The 22,034-nt window shown below is 49.4% G+C and carries 16 protein-coding genes; 6 read left to right on the forward strand and 10 right to left on the reverse strand.

Going from position 1 to position 22,034, the window contains the following annotated elements; translation table 11 throughout:
* From ppx to ACWA5Z_RS04245, 6 genes are all read right to left on the reverse strand, one after another.
* Positions 1 to 1,527 carry an exopolyphosphatase gene (gene ppx / locus ACWA5Z_RS04220; RefSeq protein WP_431054067.1) on the reverse strand — a complete coding sequence of 509 codons (1,527 nt, stop codon included), beginning with the start codon at positions 1,525 to 1,527 and terminating at the stop codon, positions 1 to 3.
* 40 nt (positions 1,528 to 1,567) lie between these two features.
* A complete protein-coding gene (gene ppk1, locus ACWA5Z_RS04225) occupies positions 1,568 to 3,652 on the reverse strand; it encodes a polyphosphate kinase 1 (RefSeq protein WP_431054068.1) in 2,085 nt (694 codons plus the stop codon).
* Positions 3,653 to 3,711: 59 nt separating this feature from the next.
* Complete coding sequence (tamB, locus tag ACWA5Z_RS04230) at positions 3,712 to 7,680, reverse strand: autotransporter assembly complex protein TamB (RefSeq protein WP_431054069.1); 3,969 nt, start codon at positions 7,678 to 7,680, stop codon at positions 3,712 to 3,714.
* Complete coding sequence (tamA, locus tag ACWA5Z_RS04235) at positions 7,680 to 9,452, reverse strand: autotransporter assembly complex protein TamA (protein WP_431054287.1); 1,773 nt, start codon at positions 9,450 to 9,452, stop codon at positions 7,680 to 7,682. Before tamA ends, tamB begins: the two co-directional genes overlap by 1 nt.
* A 163-nt stretch (positions 9,453 to 9,615) precedes the next feature.
* On the reverse strand, positions 9,616 to 9,912 hold the full coding sequence (gene nadS / locus ACWA5Z_RS04240; RefSeq protein WP_431054070.1) for a NadS family protein: 297 nt from the start codon (positions 9,910 to 9,912) through the stop codon (positions 9,616 to 9,618).
* A 2-nt stretch (positions 9,913 to 9,914) separates the two neighbouring features.
* Positions 9,915 to 10,253 (reverse strand): hypothetical protein, encoded by a 339-nt coding sequence (locus tag ACWA5Z_RS04245; RefSeq protein WP_431054071.1) that lies wholly within the window; start codon positions 10,251 to 10,253, stop codon positions 9,915 to 9,917.
* A 247-nt stretch (positions 10,254 to 10,500) separates the two neighbouring features.
* On the opposite strand from ACWA5Z_RS04245, the gene ACWA5Z_RS04250 reads away from it, so the two are divergent.
* The 5 genes from ACWA5Z_RS04250 (at position 10,501) to ACWA5Z_RS04270 (ending at position 15,860) form a co-directional block, all read left to right on the forward strand.
* Positions 10,501 to 11,802, forward strand: a complete 1,302-nt coding sequence (locus tag ACWA5Z_RS04250; RefSeq protein WP_431054072.1) for an extracellular solute-binding protein — start codon at positions 10,501 to 10,503, stop codon at positions 11,800 to 11,802.
* A gap of 114 nt (positions 11,803 to 11,916) precedes the next feature.
* A complete protein-coding gene (locus ACWA5Z_RS04255; protein WP_431054073.1) occupies positions 11,917 to 12,792 on the forward strand; it encodes an ABC transporter permease subunit in 876 nt (291 codons plus the stop codon).
* Between the two features lie 20 nt (positions 12,793 to 12,812).
* Positions 12,813 to 13,676, forward strand: a complete 864-nt coding sequence (locus tag ACWA5Z_RS04260; RefSeq protein ID WP_431054074.1) for an ABC transporter permease subunit — start codon at positions 12,813 to 12,815, stop codon at positions 13,674 to 13,676.
* Positions 13,677 to 13,690: 14 nt separating this feature from the next.
* A complete protein-coding gene (locus ACWA5Z_RS04265) occupies positions 13,691 to 14,773 on the forward strand; it encodes an ABC transporter ATP-binding protein (RefSeq protein ID WP_431054075.1) in 1,083 nt (360 codons plus the stop codon).
* A gap of 19 nt (positions 14,774 to 14,792) precedes the next feature.
* Entirely contained in the window at positions 14,793 to 15,860 is a 1,068-nt protein-coding gene (locus tag ACWA5Z_RS04270; protein WP_431054076.1) for an endonuclease/exonuclease/phosphatase family protein, read from the forward strand.
* Between the two features lie 171 nt (positions 15,861 to 16,031).
* Here the strand turns inward: ACWA5Z_RS04270 and ACWA5Z_RS04275 are convergent, their stop codons facing one another.
* From ACWA5Z_RS04275 to rhuM, 4 genes are all read right to left on the reverse strand, one after another.
* Positions 16,032 to 17,534: a helicase HerA-like domain-containing protein gene (locus tag ACWA5Z_RS04275; RefSeq protein WP_431054077.1), complete on the reverse strand. Its 1,503-nt coding sequence runs from the start codon at positions 17,532 to 17,534 to the stop codon at positions 16,032 to 16,034.
* 64 nt (positions 17,535 to 17,598) lie between these two features.
* Complete coding sequence (hxpB, locus tag ACWA5Z_RS04280) at positions 17,599 to 18,270, reverse strand: hexitol phosphatase HxpB (RefSeq protein WP_431054078.1); 672 nt, start codon at positions 18,268 to 18,270, stop codon at positions 17,599 to 17,601.
* Positions 18,271 to 18,464: 194 nt separating this feature from the next.
* Positions 18,465 to 19,340 carry an HTH-type transcriptional activator IlvY gene (ilvY, locus tag ACWA5Z_RS04285; protein WP_431054079.1) on the reverse strand — a complete coding sequence of 292 codons (876 nt, stop codon included), beginning with the start codon at positions 19,338 to 19,340 and terminating at the stop codon, positions 18,465 to 18,467.
* Between the two features lie 38 nt (positions 19,341 to 19,378).
* The gene (rhuM, locus tag ACWA5Z_RS04290) at positions 19,379 to 20,359 is read right to left on the reverse strand and encodes a RhuM family protein (RefSeq protein ID WP_431054080.1); all 981 of its coding nucleotides are present in this window, start codon (positions 20,357 to 20,359) and stop codon (positions 19,379 to 19,381) included.
* 145 nt (positions 20,360 to 20,504) lie between these two features.
* On the opposite strand from rhuM, the gene ilvC reads away from it, so the two are divergent.
* Positions 20,505 to 21,986 carry a ketol-acid reductoisomerase gene (gene ilvC / locus ACWA5Z_RS04295; protein WP_431054081.1) on the forward strand — a complete coding sequence of 494 codons (1,482 nt, stop codon included), beginning with the start codon at positions 20,505 to 20,507 and terminating at the stop codon, positions 21,984 to 21,986.
* Positions 21,987 to 22,034 lie beyond the last annotated feature (48 nt).

A 22,034-nucleotide genomic window follows, 5' to 3' on the forward strand; every position in this document is an offset into this window, starting at 1 on the left:
TTACTTAAACTGCAAATTAATCTCTAGGCTGCTCATCAAAAAAGCTTGTTCTTCGCCTAATTCACTTTGGGTCAGCGGATTACGTTCCAAATAGCCTTGCTCAAATTCCAGTTCCCAGCGGTTGAAATTGCTGCTGACATCGAGGGTGAATTTATCAGTCAGTTCGGTGGCGCGGCGCGAGCGGTTGATGATGAGGGCAAGGCGCAGCAGCACGATTAATGCCAACACATCTTGCAGTTCGTAACGGTTGTCGTTTTGAATATCCGCCGGTTTGAAGGATTTGATTTGGAAACGCACTAAATTGGCTAACAGCCGTTGTTGGCAACGGTCAAAGCCCGGCAGTTCGCTGTTTTGGATAATGTAGGCGGAGTGTTTCTGTACCCCGCTGTGGTTGATCATAATCCCGACTTCGTGCAGTAATGCCGCCGATAACAGGATATTCTGCATATCGGCACTTAAATCGGCATTTTTCCAACGTTGGTATTTTTGCCCGAGCAGTACGGCGGTGTCGGCAACGCGCAGGGCTTGTTCCTGATCGACGCTGAAATGCCCCATCAAGCTGTTGACGGTGCGTTCGCGAATGTCGTCCACTTGGAAACTGCTTTCCAACCCGTACATCACGCCTTCACGCAATGCACCGTCGGAATAGCGCATTTGTTCGAGGCGATAATTTTCAAATACCGCACTTAGAATTGCCAAACCGGGTACAAATACACTGACTCGATCTTCACTTAAGCCGGCAATTTTCAACTTATCAAAATTATCAAATTTCAGCACTTTATCAATCAGTTGCCGTAAATTGTCGGCGGTGATCACGCCGTCGCAATCGAAGTTTTCACTGACAATCTGGCTGACGGTTTTAATCGTACCGGAAGAACCCAACACCGATTGCCAGCCGAGATGACGATATTCCCACGACAGATCTTCGATTTTCTCCAATGCCGCTTGTTTGGCTGCTTGGAAACTTTTATTGCTGATTTTGCCGTCGGCAAAATAGGTTTTGCCGAAGCTGACGCAGCCCATATGGCGGCTTTCGGCGATCAGCGGGGTGAAGCCTTCGCCGATAATCATTTCGGTTGAGCCGCCGCCGATGTCTACCACCAGTTTACGCCCGCTTTCCGGCTGGGTATGCGACACGCCGGAGTAAATCAGTTTGGCTTCTTCGGTGCCGGAAATAATACGGATCGGAAACGGAAAAACCTCGGCGGCTTGTTGTAGAAATTCATCATTGTTGACGGCACGGCGTAAGGTATAGGTGCCTACCGCGCGTACATTTTCCGGCGGAAAGCCTTGCAGCCGTTCAGCAAACAGTGCCAGGCAAGCCACCCCGCGCGCAATGGCTTCCTGACTGAGATACAGTTTGTCGTCCAACCCCTGTGCCAACTGCACCCGTTGTTTTAAGCGCGACAGCACCTGAATCGAGCCGTTGACAATGCGGACAATGATCATGTGAAAACTGTTGGAGCCCAGATCGATTGCGGCGAATTCTTTGGCGGTCGATTCCGTTGAGGTGGTTTGTTGGTTCATAATAATTACTCTTTAGTTGCTTGGTCGGTGACTTAGTCTGTTATTTGGTCGATACGGTTTTGGCGGATAGATAGTCGTGAATCGCCAGCTGCGAGCGACAAGCCGGCTGCCGGTTGCGCACATATTCATTTTTCTCTTTCGCGTCAATGATACGCGCTTTGACATTGTCTGATAACTGGATTTTCAGAATATCAATCACGCACTGTTTTGCCTCGGCATCCAATAGCGGCGCACCGACTTCAATCCGGCGATCAAGATTGCGCGTCATCCAGTCGGCGGAAGAGATATAGACATCCGGATCGCCGTTATTTTCAAAATAGTACACCCGCGGATGTTCGAGGAAACGGTCAATCACGCTGATGATTTCAATATTTTCGCTCAATCCCGCTACGCCGGCTTTTAACGAGCACATGCCGCGTAGGATCATTTGGATTTTAACCCCGGCTTGGCTGGCGTTATACAACAGGTTCACCATTTGCTGGTCAACCAGATTGTTAATTTTGATAATCATCCCGCTCTTCTTACCGGCTTGCGCATTCTCGATTTCGCGGTTGATCAGATAAGACAGTCGGATTCTGACGTTAATCGGCGAAACCAGCAGGTGGGAAAATTTGGTCGGGCTGAACGGCATTTCGATAAAGCGGAATACCCGTTTGACTTCTTCGGTGATGTTGCTGTTTTTGCTCAGTAAAGCGAAATCGGTATAAATTCGTGCCGAACCTTCGTGGAAGTTACCGGTGCCGACATGGGCATAATTCACCAGTTGGTTGTTTTCACGGCGGGTGATCAGGAATAATTTGGAGTGGATTTTAAAGCCCGGTGAGGAGAACACCACCTTGATATTGCTGTCGGTCAGGCGTTTCGCCCAATTGATATTGGCCTCTTCATCGAAGCGGGCTTGCAATTCGATAATCACCGTCACCTGTTTGCCGTTGTTGGCGGCATTCATCAGGGCTTCGATAATGCGGGAGTGTTTCGCCACCCGATACAGGTTGATTTTAATTGCGGTTACATTCGGGTCAAACGAGGCTTGGCGCAACAATTCGCAGATCACGTTAAAACTGTGGTACGGGTAATACAGCAGAATGTCTTTTTTGGCGATGGCATCGAGAATAATCCGTTCGTTTTTCAGTTGCGGGTGGGCAATCACCGACAGCGGCGCATTGACCAACTCTTTTTTGCCCAAATCCGGAAATTGCAGCAAATGCTTGAAGCTGAGATAGCGCCCGCCCGCTTCGACCGAGTCCAGACTGCTGATGTTCAAACGCTGTTTCAGTAATTTCAGCAGGTTTTTCGGCATTGATTTTTCATACAGGAAACGCACCGGTTGCGCGGTGACCCGTTGCTTCAGGCTGGTTGACATCAGTTCTAATAAGCTGTATTCCACTTCGGTGATCAAATCGTATTCGGCATCACGCGTCATTTTGATCGAGTAAGCACTGATTTCATCATAATCAAAAATCGCATCGGCAAAGATATTTTCCAGACAAAAACGGATCACGTTGTCTAATAAAATAATACCTTGATGGCGTTTATAACGCTCTTTTGGCAGCACGATAAAACGTGAAAGCGAATCGGACGGAATCGGCAGAATCGCCAGGGTTTGGATTTTTTTGTTTTTCTTCAGTTCGATAATCAGGTTCGAGTTGTGTGCGCTGAGCGATTGCAGCAAATCAATATCTTCATTCAGAATAATCGGGAAAATATATTGTTTGATTTCGCGTTTAAAATAATCTTTGAGCCAGTTTTGATGATAAGGGGAGAGTTGGTTTTCGTTCAGTAGGAAGATTTTATGCTTTGCCAGCCGTAGCATTAGGCGGCTGTAGATTTCATCGAATTTTTGGTTTAACTGTTCCGTTCGCTGCTGAATCACTTCCAATTGGCTGCGGATCTGCTGGGCGGGCAGCGACTCCTGCTCACGGATGATCAACAGCTTATGCTTCAGGTTGGCAAACCGCACTTGGTAAAATTCATCCAGGTTGGAGGCAAAAATCCCCAGAAAGCGGATCCGTTCTAACAGCGGATTGCTTTCGTCATAGGCTTCTTGCAGCACCCGCTCGTTAAATGCCAACCAACTCAGCTCTTTTGAGGTGTAGCTGTTCTCATCGATTTCTAACGTTAACATCTGGTTTCTCCTTTTTAAATACAGCATTTTTTATAATATGGCGCTGTTTGCGTCTTGATTTAAAATTCAAATTGGTACAACAAATCAACAGCTTGGCTTACCCCCGATACCGATTGTAAAAACAGTTGCGGCATTATTTTATATCGTAAAGTTAATTCTGCCAACGGTTGAAACAAGCCGACCCCATATTTGATTTGCAGACGCGGGGTGATATTGCCGCTGACCACCACTTGCGAGTTGTCGCCGATACCGGCGGTATCCAGCGTTAAATCGCTGATTCCAAACGCTTCGCCGATACCGCCGACCAGTTTGCCGCTCTTGGATAAGCCCAAGCCCAACATTGCGGCGCCAATCGAGGCGCTGGAAGCGGAGTCGCCGCTGTTATCCAAACCGCGTCCGGTCAACAGGTAGGAAAGGGCTTCGTCCTGCGACATGCCCGGTTCGGAAAAGACCGACACATCGGGTTGATCGGCAATGCCGGTCACTTTAATGCCGGCGACGATTTTACTGTTTTCCATCGCTTCCGGATTACGGATGGCTTCGATATTCAAGAACGGCTGCGACGCCAAACCGGAAAAGCTGATTTGTCCGCGCCGGATTAATAAATCCTGTCCGAATGAGGCATAGCGGCCGTTTTGGATATTGACTTGTCCGTACAGCCCCAAGGTTTTCTCTTGCCGTACCGCCAACGTTCCGTTCAGGTTGGCTTTTAAGCCGTAGGCGTCGAGAAACACATCATTGCCGATATTCACGGTAATGTTGGACGACACCGCCATGCCCGCTTGGCGCGCCAGTGCCTGTTGCTGCAACGCTTTGCGAATCTCCACTTTGTTTTTGCCGTCGACAATCACCAGATCGCCGCTGACGCCGACCGCACTTTCCGGCAGTTGTTCAATCGTAATCCGCGCCCACGGCACATCGACATTGCCGGTCAGATTGAGCAGCTGCGGATTAATATTGGCTTCGACATTCGGGCTGACTTCGATTTTGGCAATGCCGGGCATATCCAGTTTGAAACGGTTGGCTTGGGCTGCGATCCGTGCCTGCCACTGTTCGAGCGTGCGCCATGAGGCGTCGCCGTTCAGGTTCAGTTGGCTGTCCGGTGTTTTTAGCGTGCCGTTTAAAGTGGACGATGTGCCGTTGAAGGCGATGTTCAGCTGTCCGTCACTGACTTGGAACGGGGTTGAGAACAGCTTGGTGCGAATGCCGGTGATATCGAAACGCCCGTTCAACAGCGGCGCTTGCAAATCGCCGCCAAAACGCAAGCGGCTGTTGACCAAGCCTTGCACGTTTTCGCCTTTGGCGAGCAGCTGGTTGAGCAGATTCAGATTGAAATCCTGCAGGTTCAGATCGCCGGATAAACCGCGGCTATTCGCCAAATCGGTCAGGGTGAGATTGGTTGCCAATTTGCCGTTTTGATTGATCTCGGTTTCCGCTTTGAGCAGCAGGTTATTGTTCTGAATCTGGCTGTTGATCTTGAGCCGGTTGAGCGCAATCTGGAAAGTGCGGTAGTCAATCCGATGTTTGAACCCCAGTTGGTTGCTGGTGAGTGCCAGCTCCAATTCAAACGGTTTGTCGCTATGCCATGCCACTTTGCCGCTGCCGTCAATAATGCCCGAAGCTTGACTGTTGTTATCCAGAAATTCGTTCACCATCGCTAAATTAATCTGTTTCAGCTCAAACGGAATGTTCCCGTTGTTGCCCGCGGTAAACGGCTGCGGGAAACAGAGTTGCGCCTGTTGGTTCAGCCAACAATGGGCGGCAACATTGGCGTTGTTTTGCTTAACGTCGAAACGCACCGCCACGTTTTGATTATTGTTCCAGTTGCCGACCGGCGAGTGTAACCGCACTTGGCTGAGCGTGCCTTGCCAAATTTCGTTGGCGCGATCAAAGCCGCCGTAAATATTCAAGGTGCCGGAGACCGGTTCGCCTTGGGTGCGCAGATTCAGTTTGTGATTTTTTTCATTGCCTTCGGCAATCAGTTTGGTTTGCTGTAGCGTGACATCGCCGTATTTGAACGAGTCTAGGTTTAAGTACAGGGCACCGGCAATGATCTCGTCCATGGTCAAACGCCCTTTGGCGCTGAAATTGCGCAGGCGGAAGTCTTGGTAATCAATATTTTTACTGACCAAATCCAGATCGGCGGACGGTTTTTGCAGGCTGCCTTGAATATGGATATTGCCGTTTAGTGAGGCAGACAAGTGCGGTAGCAAGCCTGCCAAATTGGGCGCATTAATCTGCGCTTGCAGATCGGATTCCTGATCCAAATGCCCGTTGAGTAACATAGTGTTGTTGCCGTAAACCAGTTTGACTTGTTTCGCATCCAGCACGCGTTGATCGTTGCTGTGCAGTTTGCCGCTGAGTTGTAACGGCTGATTGTTTAGCCGTCCGTCAATCGCCAGTTCGTCAATCGCCAGCTGCCAACTGTCGCCCTTAGCCTGCCCCTGCGTGGTTAAGCCGCCGTTCAGCACCGCCGCCCATTGCGGCAGATAGCTGCGGGTGTCGATATTGGCGAGTTTGACCGCACTTTGCCAGCTGACGCCGTCATGCCATGCCAGTTTGCCGTTTAATTCGGCATTGCCGTTGAGCGCTTCGATTAACAAGGCTTGAATCTCTAAATCGCTAATCGTGCCGTCGGCATTCAGGCTGACTTTGGCGGGCGGAATATCCACGCCGCTGATTTGGCTGTCGAGGGCGATGTGGTATTGCGACAAATTGCCGTCCAGTTGCAGTTCAAGATCCTGCAAGCGCACGTCCGGCTTATCTTTGGCTTGTTCGTCGCCTTGGTTTCGCGTTGCAAACGGATACTCGAATTGCGGGCTTTTCAGGGTCAGTTGTAACGGATTATGCGCTTGATTCAGTTGGATTTTCCCGTCCAAACGCATATCCGCCGCGCCTTGGGTCGTGAACTGTAACTGCGTGGTTTGTTTCAGCGCGCCGCTGAGATTGAGTGTAACCGCACTTTGCGGCAACAGCAGTTCTTCGCCTTGCAACAACGGATAAATTTCCGCGCTTAGCTGCAAGTCCAGTGGGAAATCCTGTTCCAAACGGATATTGCCTTTGCCGTCGATATCAAGCAAATCACTGTTCAGCGTCAATTGCTGTAATTGCACTTGGTAGCCGGTTGCGTCGGCAATCAGATCGACGCTTGGAACCGCGATATCCAAGCCGTTCTCCCACGATTCGCGGTAGTGCCAGTCACGCCCGTGTAAGCCTAGCAGATGAATATCAAACGGCAGGGTGACTTGTTGCAACTCGGCTAACAGCGGTTTTGCCAGTTGCCGGCGTAAGGCGTCCCAGTCGGTCACTGCCGCGGTTTGCGCCGTTTCAGCGGTTTTATCTTCTTCTTTCGCCGACGCCGGATTTTCTGCCATCGTTACGCTGAATTTTTCAATTTGAGTCGGCTGAATCGTCAAGCCTTGCTGATTATCGAGTGAAAGTGCGGTTTGGAATTGCTGTAGCGCAAAGCGCATGTGATCGACTTTGGTATTCACCTCTTGCAAGCTGACATTGCGGATCTCGACCGCCAGCGGCAGCGTGAGTCGTCGTATTCCGTCGGATGACGGTTCGCGTGGTTCGGACGGCGGTAACAATGCGGTATCCACTCCGACCGCCACTTGTTTTAGCGAGACATCGTCAAGACACAGTTTGCGCTGCCATAAACAGGAAAATTGCAGTTGCGCGCGGGCTTCGCCGACTGCGACGCCGATCCCGTCGCTGTGGTATTCGAGATGGTGTAAGACGAGACCGTCACTCAAATTGCCGCTGACTTGTTCGATTTGCAGCTCCTCCAGCAGATGATCCGCCAATTTCAGCAGCGCGCGTTGTCCGTAACCGCTGCCAATCAAACCGACTAACAGCGCCAACAGTAACAGCAGTGCAATGGCAGCGGAGCATAACCATTTGCGCCAACCGCACTTGTGTTTTTTCTTGATTGCGGTGTGCGCTTCGGTTTGCGGTCCGTGATGTGCTGTGCCGTCAGTGATGTCGGTTGCTGCGGTGCTTTGCGCCGTTTGTGTGTTTTTCATTACAACTCTGTTCCTAGCCCGATATAAAATTGAATATTTTTACTGTTGTCTTTGTCGTTGATTGGCGTGGCGATATCGAATTTGACGGCACCGATCGGTGATGCCCAACGCACACCGATCCCCGCCCCGGAACGTAATTCGGCGCGGGAGAAGGTATTCGCCGCCAAGCCGGTGTCGTAAAACACCGCCGCCCACCAGTCTTGATAGACCTGATATTGATATTCGAAATTGGCAATCGCCAAGCGTGAGGCGCCGACCAGTTTGCCGTCTTTATCTTTCGGTGAGACTTTTTTATAGCCGTAACCGCGAATACTGCGGTCGCCGCCGGCGAAATAGCGTAAGGCGGGAGGAATGCGTGCCAATTCTTTGGTGTTCAAGTAACCGACTTCAAACCGTACCAAAAAACGGTGATTAGCGGCGTAAGTGCGGATCCAGGCAGAGGAAGCCCGCACGCTGAAAAAGTCCACATCTGACATCCACAGCTTGCGCCCGAGGTTAAAGGTGACATTTTGTGCATCGCCCCAGCTTGGGAACATGCCGCCGCGTATCCGAGTGCGGTTAAAACCGACGGTCGGATAGAGCAGGAAGGTTTTATGCGACACACCTGCTTGGGTGAAGTCGTCGTAACGGGCGCGTACGCCGGCAAAATATTGCCAGCCGCTGCTGTGGTTCCAATAGCGCAAGCCGGCGAGGGTCACGGTATTGGATTTGGTATCGTTGTTATCTTCCCGTTCCATCCCGCCGGAGAATTCATAGTAGTAATTCATCGGATTGGCAAGCAATGGCATACGGTAGGTTGCTTCTACGGTTTGTTGCGGCGCTGACAGATACAGATTGCTGCGGAAGCTGTGCCCGCGGCTGTTAATCCACGGACGGGTCCAACCGACTTGCAGTCGCGGTCCGACATCGGTCGAATAGCCGATCCCCAGCTCCATACTGTTTTTCTTTTTCGGACGCAATAACACATCCAGATCGACCCGTTTGGCGTCGGCGTCCAAGTGCGGTTCCAACAACACCGAGCTGAACCAGTTGCTGGAACTGTAGTTGGAGGTGAGGGTGGACAAATCGTTAATCAGATAAGGTTCGCCGGCTTCGATCGGCAGCATATTGCGCAGGTAGTCTTCACGGATTTGCGAATGCTTAAAATTGACCGAGCCATAGTGATAACGCTTGCCGCTATTAAACACAATGTGCCACACCGCTTCATGTTCGTCCGGGGTGACCAACAGTTGCGACAGCACAAAATCGGCGTCAAAGTAACCGCGCTTTGCCGCGAGACTTTGCAGCGAGGATTTATAGTCGTCATATTCGCCTTGATTTAAGACCGCACCGACCGGCGGCAGGGTTTTATTCAACGCAATAAATTCGGGATCAAGATTGGCGTCGCCCAAAATTTGAATCTCGGGGGCGGCGTTTTTCACCGGCTGTGCCAATACCACATCGGCAAACAGCAAATCTTTCGCCGGTGCGGGGCGGGTTTGCAAGCGGAAAGTGATTTGATTATTAAAATAGCCTAACGCACGCAGGGCATTTTCAATGGTCTGGCTGACCAGATATTGATAGCGTTCCGAACCGTCCGCTTCATCGTTGCTCAACTGCGACAGGTGGATTCTGACATTGTTACTCAGTTCCGGATTGGTAATCCCTTGCACCCGCAATAATACCGTTTGTTGTTGCTGCGGTGTTTGCGTCTTGTTATCCGTATCCGCAAGTGCGGTTTGCGCGAGGGCGGCGAACGCTAACAGAAAAATTTTCGCTAAGCGTCCGTTCACTTTCCCTGTGAATGACTGCCATGGTAATAATTTCACATCAACTCCATAGGTGTTGGTCTTTGTTTTTTATATTGAAGATCAATTTTTAGACCGCAATATCGGCATTAAGTTTACCGCCAAGCGCACCTTATGCCAATGGTTTTGATGTGGGTTTACTTTTATGTCAAATCACTTTTAATGCCGAGATTAAATCGGGCTTCAGTTCCAACATCAGTAATAATTTTCTTGCCGAACCACTGGGAACACGGCGCAGGGTTTCCCAAGATTGCACCAACGCCAAACTGACTCCAAGTGCCTCGGCAAACTCTTGCTGCTTTAAACAGGTTGTAGCGCGAATTTTTTTTACATCAGGAATTTGATGAACGTGTACAGCATCAGCATTTGCCTGCTTTATACCATTCTCAATCTCGACCATTTCGTTTAAACCTGTGAGTAAGTCATTAAACAGGGCTTTATCCATACTTATTCCTTTTCTTGGCTCAATTTATCAGTAATTTGTTTCATTAATGCTTTTTCGGCTTGGGTTAAATTATCCTGTGCATTTTTAGGGTAAATCAGCAAGAGATATAGCCGCCCTTTCGTGCCGACATGGTAATAGATAATCCGCACGCCACTGCTTTTTCCTTGGTTATTGTGACTTGCCCAACGTATTTTTTGACAGCTGCCGGTGTGTTGCAAATATTTTCCCAGGCTATGATTCTCCAACAAATATTGCTGTAGTGCTTGGAATTCATCATCACTCAATAGGTCAGCTCGTCGTTTGGAAAACGGGCTCAGTTCAATAAACGTCAGATAGCGCATAACACCAAAATCCTCAATTCGAAATTGTACAATGTACAACTCTTATGTGCAATTAAATTTATCAAGTCAGCAGAGTTATCAATAAAAATGAAAAGTTGCCAATAACGGATAACGATTTTCTCGATCCCGATCGTAATTTTGGAAAAAATGCCAGTTTTATATTGTCATCAAAATGTAACACTTCTTTGCTACAGTGATTCGGCTCAATGTCGAGCGATTAATTTTCGAATTCACTGAAGGACTGTTTATGTTTAACAAATCACTTTTGATTAGCGCACTGGCGACAGCAACTGTTTCTTTCTCTGCGTCAGCCGCAACGGATATTACTTGGTGGCATGCGATGGGAGGGCAGTTGGGGGAAACTGTCAACAAAATTGCGGCGACTTATAACGCTGCGCAACACCAATGTAAAATCGATCCGATTTATAAAGGCAGCTATGAAGAATTATTAACCGCCGGCATTGCCGCTTTCCGTGCCAAACAAGCCCCGAATATTATCCAAGTGTATGAAGCCGGTTCGGCAACCATCATCAACGCCAAGGGCGCATTGACGCCGGTTGCCGATCTGTTTGCCGAAAGCGGCGTGGCATTTGATAAAAATGATTATCTGCCGGGTATTCGTAACTTCTATGCCGACAGCCAAGGCAAAATGATCGGCATGCCGTTCAACTCCTCAACCGTGATTCTCTATTTTAACAAAGACGCGCTCGCTAAAGCCGGTGTGCAACCGCCGAAAACCTGGGAAGAATTCGAGGGCGTAGCGGAAAAATTGAAACAAGCCGGTTATATCGCATTGTCGCAATCCCATTCGCCATGGATTTTGTTTGAAAACTTCCATTCGCGCCATAACTTGCAATTAGCCGATCAAAACAACGGTTTTGACGCACCGGCAAGCAAATTGAACTACAACAACCCTGATCTGAAAATGCACCTGAGTAAATTCAAAGAGTGGAAAGACAAAGGTTATTACGGCTACTACGGCGAAGGTTGGGGCGACAACCAAACCCCGTTTGAGAAAGGCGAAGTGGCGATGTGGTTAGGTTCAAGCGGTTCATTCGGCGGCATTAAAACCCAAGCCGATTTTGATTTCGGCACAACCTATCTGCCGTACTGGGATTCGATCACCAAAGGCAAAGAGTACAACACCTTTATCGGCGGGGCGGCGCTATTTGCCTTCTCCGGTAAATCGAAAGAGCAGAATGCTTGTTCTACCGACTTCTTCAAATTCTTGAGCAGTGCCGAGGTGCAGGCTGATTGGCATAAAGAGACCGGCTATGTGCCGATCACCACCGCCGCGTACGAAAAAGTGAAAGTCGAAGGTTACTATCAGCAAGAACCGGCGGCGGAAACCGGCATTTTACAGTTGAATTTACCGGGCGGCGAATGGACCAAAGGCTACCGTTTGGGCTTCTATCCGCAAACCCGTGAAGTGATTCGCAGCGAAGTGACTAAAATGTTTACTGGCGGCACCGAGGTGGATCAAGCGCTGACGGTGATTGAAAGAGATGGTAACCAATTGCTGTCGCGTTTTGCACAAACCGTCAAATAACCCAAAGTGCGGTTTTGGCTGAAAAGCCTTTTCCCTTCCTTCGTCCTTCGGACACCTCCTCCGTTTACGGCGGGAGGGAATATTTTTCGGTTGTTTGATTTTTAGGATCACAAGATGAATAAAAGAACCTTTAAACATTCTGCATTACCTTATCTGTTTATTGCGCCGCAATTGCTGATTATCGCCATTTTCTTTGTTTGGCCGGCGCTGCAATCGCTGAATATGAGCTTCTATTTGGAAGATCCGTTCGGTTTCAGCTCGACCTTTGTCGGTTGGCAAAATTACATTGATGTGTTGAGTAATCCCAATTATTACAAATCGTTTCGCTTCACGATTATTTTTTCCGTGTTGGTCACTTTTTTCTCATTGGCGATTGCGCTGCTGCTGGCGGTGAAAGCCGATCAGGTGATCCGTGCCAAAAACAGTTATAAAACCCTGATTATCTGGCCTTACGCCATCGCGCCGGCAGTGGCGGGGTTGCTTGCCGTATTTTTGTTCGATTCCCATGTCGGACCGATGTATAAACTGTTGAACCAAATGTGGGCGTTCGATCATAAACTGGACGGCGTTGACGCCACTCTTGCGCTGGTGCTGATTTCGGTGTGGAAACAGGTGAGCGTGAATTTCGTCTATTTTATCGCCGGTTTGCAAGGCATTCCCAATTCGGTGAAGGAAGCGGCGGCGATTGACTGCAAAAGCCGCAGCAAACGTTTCTGGACGATTACCTTTCCGCTGTTAGCGCCGACCACTTTTTTCTTATTGGTAATCAATATCACTTATGCGTTTTTCGAAACCTTCGGCATTATCGACACCCTGACCCGCGGGCGCCCGAGCGGCGAAACCTCGACGCTGGTGTATAAAATTTATCAAGACGGTTTCTTGGGGGCGGATCTGGGGGGCAGTTCGGCGCAGTCGGTGATCTTGATGATTTTCGTGATGTTGCTGACGGTGGTGCAGTTCCGTTTCTTAGAAAAGAAAATTCACTATTAGCGGGCGTTTGAGGAATAACGATGAAAACAAAATTTTTCGACCATTTTATTTTAATCACCGGCGTGATTTTCTTAATGCTGCCGGTGTGGTTAGCGCTCACTTCCTCCACACACAGTGCGGAATATCTGGCGCGCAACGGCATTCAATTTTGGTTCGGCGATGAATTTATCAGCACTTACAAAGAGTTGCTGTTCGGTTCATCCAGCGTATTTTTAAACGACACCTCGGTGCAAATCAAAGGCGCCAGTGGTTTGCTGATGTTGAAAAACTCACTGATTCTGGGTTTTGGTTTTGCGATTGGTAAAATCGTTATCTCGATGTTGGCGGCGTATGCGATTGTCTATTTCCGCTTCCCGATGGGCACTTTCCTGTTTTGGATTATTTTCAGCTCGTTGTTGTTGCCGTTGGAAGTGCGGATTATCCCGTCTTATGAAATCGTGGCGCAACTGGGCATGGTCAACAGCTATACCGGGCTGATTTTGCCGCTGATTGCTTCGGCGACCGCGACGTTTTTCTTCCGCCAATTTTTTCTGTCGATTCCCGATGAATTAATCGAAGCGGCGAAAATGGATAACGCCGGCCCGTGGCGCTTTTTCATTGATATTTTGCTGCCGCTGTCGAAAGCGATGATTGCGGCGATTTTTATCATTATGTTTGTGGTCGGTTGGAATCAGTATTTATGGCCGATTTTAATGACCACCGACGAGAGTTTCAAAACTCTGTTACTGGGGATTAAAGACATCATCAATGTGTTGGACGACGGCAAAATTCCGGCTTATAACCGCGCATTTGCGCTGGCGGTGTTGTCGATTGCGCCGCCGGTATTGGTGGTGGTGCTGTTCCAAAAATGGTTTATCAAAGGCTTGGTTGATTCCGACAAATAAAAGAGAGAAAAAAGATGTCAGCATTAGAAATCAAAAACGTAAGCAAAATTTATCCCAACGGCAAAGCGGCAACCCACAATGCCAATATCAGCATTGAAGCCGGGGAGTTTGTGGTGTTTGTCGGGCCGTCCGGCTGTGGTAAATCCACGCTGTTACGCATGATTGCCGGCTTGGAATCGATCACGTCCGGCGATATGTATCTCGCCGACGAGCGGATTAACGATCTTGAACCGGCGGATCGCAATATTGCGATGGTGTTCCAAAACTACGCGCTGTATCCGCATATGACGGTGTTTAAAAATTTGGCGTACGGCTTGATTAACCGCAAATACCCGCAAGCGGAAATCCAAAAACGGGTGGAAGAAACCGCCAAATTACTCCAGTTGAGCGAATACCTTAATAGCAAGCCGAAAGAGTTGTCCGGCGGACAACGGCAGCGGGTGGCAATGGGGCGCGCGATTGTGCGCGAGCCGAAATTGTTCCTGTTTGATGAGCCGCTTTCCAACCTTGACGCCAAATTGCGTAATACCATGCGCTTGGAGATCAAAGCGTTGCAACGGCGGTTAAATATCACCGCGGTTTACGTGACTCACGACCAAGTGGAAGCGATGACTATGGCGGATAAAATCGTGATTCTGAATGCCGGTAAAGTGGAACAAATCGGCACGCCGAAAGCGATTTACCACCGTCCGGCAAATCTGTTTGTCGCCACCTTTATGGGCTCGCCGGCGATGAATATTCTCGAAGCGACCTTGCACAACGACAGTCTGCGACTGCCGAGCGGACACTATTTCAAACCGCACTTTGACTTGCCGCCGCAGTATCAAGGCAAAACAATTAAAATCGGAATCCGTCCGGAAAAAATTCAGCTCTCTCAGCAAAAACCGACGGTGGAAAATCCGTTTTTGCTTGCGGTCAGCGTAGTGGAGGATTTGGGCGCGCAGCGGGTGATTCACGGCAATTTAGGCAAACAGCCGCTGCTTGCCGTCACCGAAATGAGCAATGTGCCGGCGGAAGACGCCCTGTATTTTAGCGTTGCCAGCCGCGATATTTATCTGTTTGACGGCGAAACGGGGCAAGCCATTTACCAAAACTAATACCAGCAAAGGAGGCGCTATGGCACTGGCATATTCACTACCATTTGATGAGCGGGCGGAGATTCCGTTAATTACTCAATTATGCTCGGAACTGGAAAGCGTACCCGAGTCGGTTTTTGAAGAGATCCGACAGGCGGCGCGTAATCATGAAGTGCATAGGCGTTATATGCAGTTGCCTTGCTTGCAAAGTATCGAGTGCGGTCATCGTGGCGCAGGACAAAAATTATCGCGTCATTTTCGTGTTGTGGCATGGAATTTGGAGCGTTGTTTGGATGTCAGCGCAAGTGCGGTTTTGTTGCGCCGACATAATCCCGATATTGTGCTGTTATCGGAAATGGACAACGGCATGGCGCGTACCCAACAACGCCACACCACCCAAGCGTTAGCCAAAGAGTTGGGCATGTATTATCTGTACGGCGTTGAATTTTTAGAGTTGGATTTAGGCAGTGAAATCGAACGCAAACTGGCAACTGACGACTTCAACCGCCACGGTTGGCACGGCAATGCCATTCTGAGCAAAGTGCCGTTTAAATCAGCGGCGATGTTGCGTTTTGACGATCACGGACATTGGTTTAACGGACAAAAAGTGGGCGATCACTTCGGTGAAGCGCGGATTGGCGGACGCATGGCATTGTTGGCAGAAGTGGCGACTTCGCAAGGGAATTTATTGGTGGTCAGCACCCATTTAGAAAGCAACGTTAATCAAGATTTGACTTACCGTGAACAGCAAATGCGCACCCTAACACAAGCCTGCCAACAGTTTAAACCGGATTTACCCGTGATTATCGGTGGCGATCTGAATAGCGGCAACAATCTTGCCGACGGCTTGGATCACCGCGCCGAACCGCTGTTTGCCGCAATGGAACAGCTTGGTTACCATTGGCAAGCCAATCCCGACGGCGTGACCACCCACCACTCGCATATCACCTTGCGCCAAACGCGGCAACAAAAACTGGATTGGTTCTGCGCCAAACAGATCCGCTGCTCGCACAGCGAAATCCTCTCCGCCTTCACACCCGACGGCACGCCGTTGTCGGATCATGAACCGATTTTAGCCGATTGGGTCTATCCGAAATCACTGGGCTGACCGCACTTTTAAAACAGCCTAAAAAAGCCTTATGATAAGGCTCAGGTTGATGACAAAGTAATAATTTCCCTCCCTCCGTATACGGAGGGAGGTGTCCGTAGGACGGAGGGAGGCATAAAGAATGTTAAAAATGAATTTGATCTATAAGGCTTAATTTATTAAGGTAGTGATTTATTTCTTCAACGCTCCTAATAAGCCGCGCACAATTTGATTAGTGATTTTGTTGCGGATATTGCGTCCGATACTCTTACTGACGCTACTCACCACTTGTTCTGTCATGGTCAGTTGTTCGCCGCGTTTTTTACTGCCGAAGATCATGCGGCTGAGGCTGTTGACCAAACTGTTATCTTCCTCTTGCGCCTGTTCTGCCTGCTTTTGCGCCACCGCATCCAGATTTTGTTGCTCGGCAGTCAGCACTTCAAACGCCGATTCGTTATCCACATAGTCGCGGTAGAACAGATAGAGATCGTCGGCTTTTACCCAAGCTGACCGCTCTTCAAGCGTGATCGGTTTTAACTGGCTTTTCGGCGGGTAAATGTAGGCGATTTCGACCGGCGTCGGCATCCCTTTTTCGTCTAAAAACGACACCAACGCTTCGCCCACGCCAAGTGCGGTAATGGCTTCGACCACATTCACTTCAGGATTGGAGCGGAACGTTTCGGCGGCGGATTTGACCGCTTTTTGATCGCGCGGGGTGAACGCACGCAGCGCATGTTGAATGCGGTTGCCCAGTTGCCCCAATACGCTGTCCGGCAAATCGAGCGGATTTTGCGTAACAAAATAGACGCCCACGCCTTTGGAACGGATTAAGCGCACCACTTGTTCGACTTTTTCGACAAGTGCGGTCGGTGCGCCGTCAAACAGCAAGTGTGCTTCGTCGAAGAACATCACAAATTTCGGCTTTTCCGGATCGCCCACTTCCGGCAGTTGCTCGAACAGCTCTGCCATCAGCCATAATAAAAACGCACCGTATAAGCGAGTGGAATTAATCAATTTTTCTGAATTAAGAATATTGATCACGCCTTTGCCGTCACGGGTTTGCAGCCAATCGTCTAAATTCAGCGCCGGTTCGCCGAACAGATTGATTGCGCCCTCGTTTTCCAAAGTCAGCAACGAGCGTTGAATCGCGCCGACGCTGGCGGCGGAGACATTGCCGTATTCGACGCGATAGGTGGCGGCGTTGTCGGCGACGTGTTTTAACATCGCGCGTAAGTCTTTCAAATCAATCAGCAGTAAGCCTTTATCATCGGCAACGCGGAACACCAAATTCAACAAGCCCTCTTGGGTGGCGTTGAGATTGAGCAAGCGCGACAGCAGCAACGGCCCCATTTCGGAAATGGTGGTGCGCAACGGAATGCCGCTTTCGCCGAACACATCCCAAAACGAGACCGGATAGCCGCTCAAATAGCTTGCGCCGCCCAAGTCAAATTGTTCGATTCGTTCGGCGACTTTGCCTTGCAGTTCGCCGGTTTTGACCAAGCCGGAAATATCGCCTTTGACATCGACCAAAAACACCGGCACGCCGTCGTCGCTAAAGGCTTCCGCCAGTTTGCGCAGGCTGATGGTTTTGCCGGTGCCGGTTGCGCCGGCGATCAAGCCGTGGCGGTTCGCCATTTTGGCGGTCAGCGAAAGGGTCTTGCCGCTGTGGGTGCGGGCGAGGGCATATTGGGTCATAACATCTCCTTATAGATGAACATAATCGGGCTGATGATAACGGATTTACGTTATTGACGAAAGCTTAAACCGCACTTTTAGCCACTCTGTCATGTAACAATGCCGGCAGCTCCAACAGCGACTCTAAACGACGGTCGGCAATCGTGTAACGCGGATCGTCGCGCAAGGCTTGCGGCGGAATGGCGATGGCTTCCATTTGCGCCGCTTTGGCGGCAATTACGCCATTGACCGAATCTTCGATCGCTAAGCAGTCTAACGGCGATACGCCGAGTTTTTGCGCGGTATCCAGATACACTTGCGGGTGCGGTTTACCGTATTGCAATTCGTTGGCGGAATTAAGCGAAATAAAATAATCGCGCAGTTGCAGGCTATCGACCACCGCATTAATCACCTGCATATTGGAAGAGGAGGCAAGCGCCACTTTAACCCGTTGGCTTTGCAGCCATTGTAGCGAGCCTTGCACGCCCGGCAGTGCTTCGCCGTGTTGTTGAATCCAATAGATCACCGCTTTGTTCATTGCCGCCGCAATCTCAGCCGCTTTTTCCTGCGGCAGATGGAATTGTTTACACCAGTTATGCGCAATATCTTCCACCCGCTTGCCGACGGTGGCGTCAGCGTCGGCTTGTGTGATTTGCACGCCGCATAAGCGTTGCATGACCTCGAATTTCGCCGCTTCCCACGCTGGTTCGGAGTCGATCAAAATGCCGTCCATATCGAAAATGACTGCTTGTAACATTGGGTCTCCTTGTCTCTTTCTCTAATAATTTCCCTCCCTCCGTATACGGAGGGAGGTGTCCGAAGGACGGAGGGAGGCATAAAGAATGTTAAAAAGTAATATGTTGCATTTTCATATTGCCCCTCCCTCCCCATTTTTCTTGCGAAAAACGGTACTCCCTCCGCACGCGGAGGAAGAGAAGTAAGTTTAATGTACTACAAAATGCCCCAAAATGCCTTGATTAACGGTTGTTGTAAACGTTTTTTCTGCACGCACACCCCCAGCTCGAACGGCTTGACCGACAGCGGCAGATCAAGATGGGAAACCTGCCCGTTCATCGGGCTGTTTTTAATCACAATATCCGGCAGCAACGCCACCCCGCAACCAAGCGCCACCATCGGCACAATGCCCTCGTGCCCGCTGACCGAGGCGTAAATTTTCGGCTGTTTGACATTCATATGCTTAAACCAGAGATCAATCCGCTCCCGCACCGGACCGGCGACCGGCAGGATAAACGGAATCTGTTCCCAATCAATCGGGCGTTGTTGCAATAAGCGGGTGGAATGGCAAGCTACGCGCGGCGCAATCAGCGACAATTGGATATGATCGATAAAATGAAAATCGATATTGTCCGGCAATTTCAGCGGTTTGCCAACCAACGCCAAATCCGCCTGCTGCGACCGCACTTGCTCCAACGCATTCGCCGGATCGCCGGTGGTGAGTTTGATTTCCACTTTTGGATAGTGGCGGCGAAAGGCTTCCAAAATCGGCGGCAGGTGGCTGTAGGCGGCGGTGACCGAGCAATACAGTTTCAGTTCGCCGCTCAGTTGCTGTTGCTCCGGCTGTAGCTGGGTTTTAATCTGTTGCCAACGTTGCCAAGTGGAAAGCGCATAGGGCAAAAACAGTTCACCGGCTTCGGTTAAACGAACCTGACGATTATCGCGCAAAAACAGCGGCTGTTTCAGCTCCGCCTCCATTTTTTGAATTTGGCGCGACAAGGTGGACGGGCTCATATGGTTTTGCATAGCAGTTTGGTTGAAATTGCGCTTTTCCACCAAATCCAAAAACAGTTTTATCTCTTGAAAATTCATCTGACCGCACTTTTGTTTTCTATTATCTCAGCTAGGGCTTATTGTTTATCCAATTGTTTGATAAATCGATCGAAATCCGACGTAATCTTTTGCTGTCGGTTAAATGCACGATATTCTTCAACGGCTTTTTGCGTGGCTTGTTTGTGGCTGATTTTGCCGTTATCTTGTAAAATCTCATAACGATTGAAACTCAAAAAATCATCAATGCTTTTGGCAAAATCCTGCATTGCCAATAAATGTTCATCTTCTAACAGCCGTTCCACATAATCGAAATATGCCGATACATTGCGTTCCAGTTTTTTAATTTCCTGATCGGAAAGATAATTTTTTGCCACCACCACATCAGATTGTAAAATTCGCCCGTCGGGGGCATTTTTCCACGTCGTCAGCCCCATGTGTTTTTTGTGTTGATTGGCGTGGTGATACACAATTTCCGCAGCGGTCTGTCCGGTAATGGAATAATGAAATTTATTTTGTACAGTGGCATAAAATTGTTGGGTGATAGTTGAATTTTTATCATAATCATAGGAAATTTCGGCGAAAATATCAGTCAGTTGCTTCCAAATCCGTTGCTCACTGGCGCGGATTGAGCGGACGGTTTCCAGCAATTCGCGGAAATAGTCTTTACCGAAGGCATTTTCACCGTGTTTCATGCGCTCGACATCAACGATAAAGCCTTTTTGGATATAGGATTTCAAAATCTCCGTTGCCCAAATACGGAATTTGGTGGCTTTGTTGGAATTGACTCGGTAGCCGACAGAGATAATGGCATCAAGACTATAAAATGTCGTCAGGTAGTTTTTTCCATCAGCGGCAGTTGTTCGGGTTTTCCGAACAACTGAACTGTGTTCAAGCTCACCACCGTCAAAGATATTTTTTAGGTGTTCGCTCACCGTTGATTTTGCCACCCCAAACAGCTGGGCAATGCTTTTTTGTGTTGCCCACAGGGTTTCATCTTGCACCAAGACTTCAGTGTGTTCGCCGTTGTCGTAAATTAAAAATTGGATTTCTTTCATCATCTCCTCCTATCTCTGCGCAAATCATTGCACAAAATGCAATTATAGATTGTAATAATATCAATTTTCGCAATCAGGATTTTAGTCTATACTGCCCTCACTTGTCCACTTCGGACACTTTTTCAACCGATAAATAAGGAAAAAGACTATGTCGAACTATTTTAACACCTTGAACCTGCGTCAGCAGTTAGCGCAATTGGGGCAATGCCGTTTTATGGCGCGCGAAGAATTTGCCGATGAAGCGAATTACCTGAAAGGTAAAAAAATCGTGATCGTCGGCTGCGGCGCGCAAGGTTTAAACCAAGGTTTGAATATGCGTGATTCCGGCTTAGACGTGAGCTATGCGTTGCGTAAAGAAGCGATTGCGGAAAAACGCGCCTCATTCACCCGCGCCAGCGAGAACGGCTTTAAAGTCGGCACTTATGAAGAGCTGATCCCGACGGCGGATTTAGTCATCAACTTAACCCCGGACAAACAACACTCGGCGGTGGTGCAAGCGGTTATGCCGTTGATGAAACAAGGGGCGGCATTGGGCTATTCGCACGGCTTGAATATCGTCGAAGTGGGCGAGCAAATCCGCAAAGACATCACGGTGGTGATGGTGGCGCCGAAATGCCCGGGGACGGAAGTGCGTGAAGAGTACAAACGCGGTTTCGGCGTGCCGACTTTGATTGCGGTGCACCCTGAAAATGATCCGCAAGACGAAGGTTGGGCGATTGCCAAAGCGTGGGCGGCGGCGACCGGCGGTCATCGTGCCGGTTGTTTGGCGTCCTCTTTCGTCGCCGAAGTGAAATCCGACTTAATGGGCGAACAAACCATCCTGTGCGGGATGTTGCAAGCCGGTTCAATCGTGTGCTACGACAAATTAATCGCCGACGGCAAAGATCCGGCATATGCGGGCAAATTAATCCAATACGGTTGGGAAACCATCACCGAAGCCTTAAAACAAGGCGGGATCACGCTGATGATGGATCGTTTGTCCAACTCCGCCAAACTGCGTGCGTTCGAGTTGTCCGAGCAAATCAAAGACGAATTGGCGTTCCTGTTTGAAAAACACATGGACGACATCATCAGCGGCGAATTCTCGGCAACCATGATGGCGGACTGGGCGAATAACGACGTAAACTTGCTGACTTGGCGTGAACAAACCGGCAAAACCGCGTTCGAAAATGCACCGAAAGCCGACGGGATCAAAATCTCCGAACAAGAATTCTTTGATAACGGCGTGGTGATGGTGGCAATGGTCAAAGCCGGGGTTGAATTGGCGTTCGATACCATGGTCGCCAGCGGTATCTACGAAGAATCCGCCTACTACGAATCGCTGCACGAATTGCCGTTGATCGCCAACACCATCGCGCGCAAACGTTTATACGAAATGAACGTGGTGATTTCCGACACCGCCGAATACGGGAACTACCTGTTCGCCAACGTCGCCACCCCGATTTTACGCGAAAAAATCATTCCGACCCTGCAACGCGGCGATTTAGGCGAAGCGACGCCTACGGTTGAAATCGACAACGTGACCCTGCGTGATGTCAATGACGCCATCCGCAACCACCCGATCGAATACATCGGTCAAGAGTTGCGCGGTTACATGACCGACATGAAAAAAATCGCCGTTGCCGGTTAATCAAACCGCACTTTGACTTTTTTCGGTTAAGCAATCAATCCCTTTCGT

This window comes from Testudinibacter sp. P80/BLE/0925 (assembly GCF_053570785.1).